Annotated in this window: 6 protein-coding genes; 3 read left to right on the top strand and 3 right to left on the bottom strand. The window is 34.9% G+C overall.

Annotated features, from left to right (window positions below; all coding sequences use genetic code 11):
• Nucleotides 1-2: 2 nt before the first annotated feature.
• Both C1X07_RS12470 and C1X07_RS12475 read right to left on the bottom strand, forming a co-directional pair.
• Nucleotides 3-347 (bottom strand): YciI family protein, encoded by a 345-nt coding sequence (locus C1X07_RS12470; RefSeq protein WP_103070342.1) that lies wholly within the window; start codon nucleotides 345-347, stop codon nucleotides 3-5.
• Nucleotides 348-372: 25 nt separating this feature from the next.
• A complete protein-coding gene (locus tag C1X07_RS12475; RefSeq protein WP_128755266.1) occupies nucleotides 373-720 on the bottom strand; it encodes a YciI family protein in 348 nt (115 codons plus the stop codon).
• Between the two features lie 434 nt (nucleotides 721-1,154).
• Here C1X07_RS12475 and C1X07_RS12480 point away from each other — a divergent pair, with 434 nt between their 5' ends.
• Nucleotides 1,155-3,017 (top strand): helix-turn-helix domain-containing protein, encoded by a 1,863-nt coding sequence (locus tag C1X07_RS12480; RefSeq protein ID WP_103070344.1) that lies wholly within the window; start codon nucleotides 1,155-1,157, stop codon nucleotides 3,015-3,017.
• A 94-nt stretch (nucleotides 3,018-3,111) separates the two neighbouring features.
• Here C1X07_RS12480 and C1X07_RS12485 read toward each other — a convergent pair whose 3' ends face one another.
• Complete coding sequence (locus C1X07_RS12485; RefSeq protein ID WP_103070345.1) at nucleotides 3,112-3,870, bottom strand: DUF6261 family protein; 759 nt, start codon at nucleotides 3,868-3,870, stop codon at nucleotides 3,112-3,114.
• An 864-nt stretch (nucleotides 3,871-4,734) separates the two neighbouring features.
• Here C1X07_RS12485 and C1X07_RS12490 point away from each other — a divergent pair.
• Nucleotides 4,735-6,273, top strand: a complete 1,539-nt coding sequence (locus C1X07_RS12490) for a T9SS type A sorting domain-containing protein (protein ID WP_103070346.1) — start codon at nucleotides 4,735-4,737, stop codon at nucleotides 6,271-6,273.
• A 24-nt stretch (nucleotides 6,274-6,297) separates the two neighbouring features.
• Nucleotides 6,298-8,401, top strand: a 2,104-nt coding sequence (locus C1X07_RS12495) for a hypothetical protein (protein ID WP_164914153.1), incomplete at its 3' end; no start/stop codon positions are given.

Consider the following 8,401-nt stretch of genomic DNA (forward strand, 5'->3'; position numbering starts at 1 on the left):
AATTATTCCATCAGATTGATTTCACGAACCTCTACACTACAATCATACTCAAAACTAGGACACCCTTTTGCTACCTGAGCCGCTTGATCCAAAGAGTCTGCTTTAATAATCAAATACCCTCCTACCAATTCTTTTCCTTCTGCCAAGGGGCGATCTGTTATTTTTTCTCCTCTTTCGGTTAGTGTTCTGGCTTCGGTCATTAGTGGTTGACCTCCCACAAGTTGCTCTGCTTGGGCAAGACCTCCCATCCATTCCTGCCAATGTTGCATGTGTTTTTGCATTTCTTCTGGTGAAGTATTGCTGTATTTATCTTCTCCTCCTCTTATTATAAACATAAATTCTTTCATCTGTATCTTATTTTAGTTATTTCTATTATTTCTCCTCAGGCCATACTTCACGTACTTCTACATGAGTATCCCAATGTAGTCCAGGGCAGCCTTTTGCCATTTCGGTAGCTTCTTCAAGATCATTGGCTTTTACAACTAGGTACCCTCCTACCAATTCTTTGCCTTCTGTTAGTGGTCTATCGGTTACTTTCATTGTCCCCGGAGAGATTGTATTACCATGAGTAAATAATCGCTCTCCTCCTACAAACTTTTCTTGTTGTGCCATTTCTCCAATCCATTCTTTCCAATTTTGCATTTGTCTTTGCTGTTCTTCAGGAGACTTGCTATCCCATACCTCATCTCCTCCTCTAAACAGAAACATAAATTCTTTCATTTCTTTGTTTTTATTGGTTAATTTATCTTTTACAATACTATAACGAATGTGTTTTTGACATTTGGACAAACATTTTTATTTTTTTTATTCTAGCCGTAAATTGAGGGATATTCAAAAAAAACAGATACAAGAATATACACTCACTTTTAATACTTTTTTTACATCCAACACATCGACATAACAAAAGTGCCTATATCTACATTATATGACTATTGAAAATTAATAAATTTAAAAAGATGAAAAGTTTTTTTACAAAAGATTTAAAATTAAAGCTAGTTGTTATCTTTGAAAGATCCTGAAAAGAAAACTATTTAATAAAAATCTAATTTCAAATCGCTTTGATCTTTAATACAACAAACACATATCAAGCTCTAAGCTATAAAAGTTTTGATATTAAAGCATCACGATATTTATCTCTAAAAACAGAAGCCTAATTGAACTATACATCCAAAATATTACTTTTTCTTTTTATACTCTTTAGCAATGCTTTTATCTATTCTCAGAAAACATATCGGGACTCGATCACTACATATTTTAAAGAAATTGAAAATCTAATCGAGCATAAAGACGATTATAAAGAAGATTTTTTGAATCTCGAATTTTTAATTAGCAAGGAGCAAAAGGTACAAGGAAAAGATAAAGTTCTTATTTTACTAAAGTTATACGCTGCCTATATTTATAAATCACATACAAGGGCAAATAAGTACAACGATACAGCTATGCAGCTAGCCAGGGATATTGGTTTTAAAAAAGGAGAGCTACATACCAAATACAATAAGGCATATCTGCTTTTTATTGGAGGCAAATTTGATACATCTTTGGATTTGGTAAAGGAAATTGAAGAATCTGTTACGTATCAAACCTATCCAGAAATTTGTGCAGATGTCAACACTTTAAAATCTTATATATATACTGAAAGAGGAGAATATGACATGGCTCTTGAAACAGGTCTACAACTATTAGATATTGCCGAAAAATTAAAAACAGAATATCTTTTGATGCGGGCCTATTCTTCTTTATCTCATTACTATCTGAGAGTTAAGAATTATCGTAGTGCCTTAAACTATTGCCTCAAGGGGCTTCATTATATTATTAGGTTAAAAAAAATTCAATATATCTTTCCTAAAATTGATGAGATTGCCCGAATGACTTCAAAATTAAATGATACCAAAAAGGCATTAGAAGTATATGAGTTTTATTTAAAAGTTGAAAAAAAAATACCTCCTCCCGGAGATTATATCCAAAGTATCGTATATATGAATATGGCAGATATTTATATATCTAATCAAGAGCATGAGAAGGCGCAAAAGTATCTATCACAAGCTTTGGAGATGAATTATAAAAACAGGTATTTGTTTAGGATTCCTAGAGCATTAATATTACAGGCTGAGCTTTTTTTACAAAAAAAGGATACTACCAATGCCATTGTAAATTATGAAAAAAGCATTGAATACGCCGAGACTATCAATGCTTTTGATGTGATCAAATCTAATAGTCTCGTTTTAGAAAATCTTTATAAAAAAAAGAATCAACTGTCTAAATCTCTAGAATACAAAACACTACACAAAGCGATAAGCGATTCTATTTTCACCAATGAAAAGGAGCAGAAAATAATCATTCTAGAAACTAAAAGAAAGATTAAAGAGGTAACTCATAAAAAAGAAATCCTGGAGTTAGAAAACAGAGCTCAAAAAACAAGATTCAATTTTATCATTATTATTCTTATTCTTATTCTCGTTATAGGTGCTTTTGGAGTTTATGGATATCTAAAAGTAAAAAACAAAAATAAGATTCTATATCGTCGAACTATTGAATTGGCAGAAATACAATTAGAGATGAGTAAAAAACTTAATAAGTTTGAAAAGATCAATACTGTTTCTGATGTGGCTACACCAAAAAGCAATAGCTCTAAAGTACATAAAACTATAGATGATGATGTAAAAAATATTATTCTAAACAAGCTAGAAAATCTTGAAAAAGAAATCTTTTTTATTGACCCTAATTGCAGTTTAAGACAGGTTGCTCAACTACTAAAAACTAACCCAAAGTATTTATCTCAAGTAGTTAATCAAGAAAAGAAATCCAATTTCAACAACTACATTAATGAACTAAGGATAAACTACTTATTATCCAAATTACTTACAGACGAAGATTTTAGAAATAGCAAGTTAAGTTACATTGCTGCCTCTGTAGGCTATAATAATCTCAATACCTTTAATGCAGCTTTCAAAAAAAGGCAAGGTATTCTGCCGTCGTACTTTATTAGCGAGTTAATTCATGAATCAAAAGAGAAGTAATACCATTTACACTTTGAATTTACCGTAAAAGAAAATATTGAAAAAATCCCAGTTTTGGGGATGGTGTTAAAAAAGCCCCTGCTCGGGGCTTCTTTTATGTGGTAGTAGTATTACTATTATGTGAGGTATCGGTTTGCTGACCATTGATCATATTACTACTTGCTCTGTTTTCTATCACCTGGTTATATTGCCCTGCCAGTACACTTATCTGTTGTAATAAGATAGCGTGCTGTGGTGCAGTATTGAGCGTAGCGTGTGCTTGTAAATGCGCAATTAAGCTTCTATAACTTGCAGTGGCAGCTTCGCGAAGCTTTGGAATATTCTCGCCTGGGTTGGCAGCTTGCCGCTCCACCCTTGCCAGATAACGGGTGGCAAAGCTAGCATTTGTAGTTTGCAAATGAGTTAGCCATTTACCCAAATTTAAGTCTGCTACCGCCTGGCTTAGTTCTGCTAGATCTTGCCAATCGTCTGTAATACTATCAATAACGGCGGTTTCTTCCTGATAACTTAATCGTTGTACGTTTGGACCATGTTGGTCGATGTTTGCCATTAATGCGGCAGCCGCATCTTTGATTCTCTGCTCATAATGATAACTATAGCCATTAATTACCGAGCGTAGCCCCGTCAGGGCATCATCCCTTTGGTTATCCAAAGCAGTCAACTCTGTGGTAATCTCGCTTGCCTGATTTTGCTTAAAAGCCGTATCTATGGCAGCAACCTGTGGCTGCAAGGCATCATATTGGGCAGTAAGCTGCAAAGCTGTCATATCTTGTTCGCTCAATAACTGTGATACATCTTTTACATATTGTAAAAACTCTCCGTGTCGATAACGGTTTAAAAAAGGTACATTCATAGTGTATTATTTTATAAATTAACTCCTTAGACTCCTGCCTTTTAACAATAAGACATTATATATAAATGTCATAAAAGCTAAAAATGTTACCCAAAAATATCCCTGCACAGTGCAGCAACGTTTTGTAAGAGCAACAAAAGTCTCCTGCATCGATGTAATCGCTATTAAGACAAAACAAAACCTTCCTGCACAGTGCAGGAAGGTTTTGTAGGCACAACGGAAGCTCCCTGCATCAATGTAATCACTATTATGGCAGAATGGTAGTTTGCTGCACTGTGCAGCATTGCTTTGTAGTTAACCCGAGTGATGGAACCCTAATAAAGATGTACCTGTCTGAAGAAAGGGAACACAATTTATAAATCCTCTACAGGGTACACCGTGATTTATCGCAGAGCGTATCCTATATGGGGATGATATTAAAAAAATGGCTAGACTACAGATTTCTGTAAGGATTTCATTTTGAGGTGTTTTAGTTTTGTTATCGATCTATAACTTAAACAGAATGATAAACTTGATAAAGCGTATAAAACTTTAACATTTTACAACCACCCGATTCCGAAAAACGAAACTGGGTTCATTTATTATTGCATCTAGAAACCATAATTATTTTAAAACCTAATAAAATCCAACTTATGAACACAAAACAATATCACCACGTATAACATATCAAAATCAAAAACATACAGGAGTATATGATATGGCTACTATTCTAGACACTGTATCCATGTTTTGTATTTCTTAAAGGAAAATTTAAAAGAACTTTTCTACGGGCTTACCTATGGCATTCACCAAAGAATCGCCTTGGGGACACCCTACACAAATCAGCAATATAACTCATTAATTAACAATTTAAATTTATACAAAATGAATAGATCAAACTTGTTGGGGCTACTCTTGTTTGCCCTCTGTTTTGTGCATATCAGTCATGCACAACTAACCTGCGAGCAGAAAGCAGAAGAAATCTTACAATTTAAAAATGATTTCAAAGATTATCCCCCTCAGCTTATCGACCAACTGATTGAATATATTACTCCCTGTGCCGAAGAAGCATATGGTAAAACCAATCCGTCATCTGCCTATGCCAAGGGCTTGCTACATCTTCAGAAAGGAGATTACGCTTTTCTTTTTGGACAAAGGCGGGAACTGGCATATTTACATATATTCAGAGCAGCATATTATAAGTATCCTGATGCTATGCTCACCCATAGTATTAACCTGCTCACAGATGGATATCAAGAAAACTATCATATTAACTATACACAAATTGCCGGTAATATGGAAAGTTTGGTAACGCTCAACCACAAAACCGATATCGCACATTATATATTAGGATATCTTAATCTAAAAAATCTGGTGACCAATGAAGATTTTACCAATACTACCTTAATCAATAAAGCCAAGACTCATTTTGAGAGTAGTACCCATCCTATGGCAAAACACTGGCTGGCTATTATGCATTATTTTGGGTATGGCATGCCTGTAAATAAAGCAAAGGCATTACAGATGCTATCAGAGAATACTATCCTTAATAGCAAAACATTAAAACAGCAGCTACAAGGGCAAAATAATGACTGGATACCGATCTCGGCAGAGGAACGCCTGGCGAGTCTTGAAGGATATAATACCAACTATACACAAATGACCCTTATAGGGAGTGGCAAGACCACTTTTCATGGACATTATATAGAGTATGACTGGGCTGCCAAAGGAGTAAAACGCTATATCCCCGTTACCTTATCTATAGCCATACGGCAGGATCATGGGGATTATAAAGATGTACGGCTGGAATTTACCATGAATGGAGAGACAAGGATTAAAGACAATAGACTTTATACCCCTCTCAGAGAATATTACATAAATTTTGGTCAGTTCCTTCCGCTTAGGATACCATTATTGCAAAACTTATTACAAGATCATCCAACTAAAAACACCCTTACTTATAGTATTCAAAGGCTTAATTTTAAAGAAGCTACTATAGATGGCAAGCAAGCACTGATTGTAAAACCTACTAGAAGTACTGAAATTGTAGAATTTAATGAAAAGGTACATACTCCGATCAGAATGGTTTTATACCCCGAGACAGCAGCAAGAACAGCTACTATTGCAGCTACCGCTCCAGAAACCACAACATCAAAACCATTGGGTAAAGATTTTGCGGTGATCTCACCCAACCCCATAGGCAATCAGTTTAACATTACCTATACCCTGGATCAGCCGGCAGAAGTGCAGGTGGTGGTATATGATTTTTTTGGTCAGCAAAAAATAAGTGTGCCCACTCAAAAATATACTGTCGGAGGTTCGCAAACCATCACTGTAGATAGTGCAGAGTTACCAAGTGGCACCTATGTGATACAAATGACCATCAATGGCATGTCATACTCCAAAACAGTTGTTAAACAATAAAACCAATCCATAAAACAGATACAAATGAAGATATTATATAAATTACTGATAATGGGTATGGTGTACCTGTTATCCAACAACACATATGCACAGATCCAGCAATACTCAGACGATGGCACAGAAAGTTGTATTGATTGTGAGGAGAAAAATAGTGGCACAGAAAGAAATTGTCTTTGCTTTGGTCCTATTCAGTTCGGTATTTTTGAAAATCAAATATCCAATGTAGATTATGCAAGAGAAAGATGGTTGTATGAGCAAGAACTTTTGTTAGCTGGTGCAATCACTGGTATAAACTACTTTGCTATGTATCATGGTCCTGTGGGAGTGCCTGCCAATTATAATTTTGAGCAAATACAGAGGGCATACTTTAAAGAGAAGCAAACCAATGCACTTGCTCAGCAATATTTTGACAAAGCAGACGCTATTATTAAATCCTCACAAGGATATAACAATCAGACCTTGCAAAGCGCTACGATCAATGCCAAAATACTAGATATTAGAAAGAGAGAAGGTACTGCAAACACCAACTACGGGGACTTAAAATACAATGGAAAACTCTTAAAACAAATGACCGATGCAGAGGTAAACAATCTACTAAATGAGCAATTAGGGATTAGAAATAATCAACGATCTGCCGCTAGAGAATATGGTATACGAAATAGTCGTTTGCAAAGAATGCTTAACGAAGGCTATATCTCTAATACCTTGGCAGGTCACTTGGTAGTACATTATAAGTCATTAGATTATGAGAATGCCATCCGTTTTATGACCAGATATATGGCTTGGATTAATAGTGGAGATCCTCAGGTACCCTATGAAATTTTTGGAAACCCTCATAATATTTTTACCCTGGAAGATAATGAAACCCAATACCTAACTAATCTTGTTGCCAGAACAGGAGGTACTAGCCCTCCTATGGATGGGTATACTCATCCTTTATTTATAGAAATGGCAGATGATGTGGCGTTGTTTGATTATGCCATAAATTCATTTGGTGATAGTGCAACTTCTTTTTTAAAAAGATCAGCAAATCAAGCAATCAAAAATGAAGCTAAAAAGTATTTAGGATATCATAAATATAACACTGATGTTTTAAAACTGTCTAAAGACGTATTTACATCCTATGCGACCAATAGTCCATTTCCTCATAACCAGTATACATACAGTCAGGACACAGGGATAATATCCTCTGTCGGTTATCAGGATGCACAACATCCAAATCGTCTCTTTGGGGTAGGCAACATTAGTGCGGATCAGTTACATCGGTTATATGGATTAGGTAATATGTTATCTTCTCTATCAGAACTTTCTGATGTCAACAAAGGGTTTATTGGTCAGTTTTTTATCGAAATCCTAAAAGCTCATGGTCATAATATATCAAGCGTATTTAATGCAGAACAGGCATTTGATCTTTTTCATTTTACAGACTTTGGATACAGCCACCTTGTACGACAAGAAATACGAGCAGATTTTAACCATAACATAGGACAAACTCTATGGAATAGTGGACTAAATTTTCTTGGGACATTAAATGACCCATTTAAGGTAGAAGCTGTGTTAGCTATAGCCAATAGTGGAGAAGTAGATTTTTATGATGAAGTGATATTGGACTCTTCTTTTTTAAACACCAATGCATATTGTGTGTATAGTGAGTTAAAAAAACGAAACGGAAATCTTTTTAGAACAACTATTGGCTCGTTTATTGATGATCCTAAATATAAGTTGTATTTTAGAGTAGGTCAATGTACTAATACTGATCAAGCGTGTACAGATGGAAATAATATTTCCACAACAAACATTGTAACTATAAAGTTAGAAAACACATTAATCAAATCATTAGATGCAGCATCACTACTATTGCATGAGGGAGTTCATGCTGAATTATATAGGTTTGTTGATCAAGCTCATAATGGTGAGGTTAATCCCAATGATAGAAAACAATTATTTGATCTCTATAAAAACTATAAAGGATTAAACTCGATGAGTACTAGAGCACAACATAATTATATGACTGAAAAGTATGTTATACCAATAGCAAAAGCTATTAGAGAACTTGACAATAATAAATACCCCCTTAATCATTACATGGGTTTTGGATGGGATGGTCTTAGAGATTACGATTATCAAG

The sequence above is a fragment of the Aquimarina sediminis genome, assembly GCF_002895435.1.
Taxonomy (GTDB): domain Bacteria; phylum Bacteroidota; class Bacteroidia; order Flavobacteriales; family Flavobacteriaceae; genus Aquimarina; species Aquimarina sediminis.

What these genes read in the sequence shown, in the direction of transcription:
- C1X07_RS12470 (WP_103070342.1), bottom strand. Translation starts at nt 347, where the DNA reads ATGAAAGAATTTATGTTTATAATAAGAGGAGGAGAAGATAAATACAGC.
- C1X07_RS12490 (WP_103070346.1), top strand. Translation starts at nt 4,735, where the DNA reads ATGAATAGATCAAACTTGTTGGGGCTACTCTTGTTTGCCCTCTGTTTT.
- C1X07_RS12475 (WP_128755266.1), bottom strand. Translation starts at nt 720, where the DNA reads ATGAAAGAATTTATGTTTCTGTTTAGAGGAGGAGATGAGGTATGGGAT.
- C1X07_RS12485 (WP_103070345.1), bottom strand. Translation starts at nt 3,870, where the DNA reads ATGAATGTACCTTTTTTAAACCGTTATCGACACGGAGAGTTTTTACAA.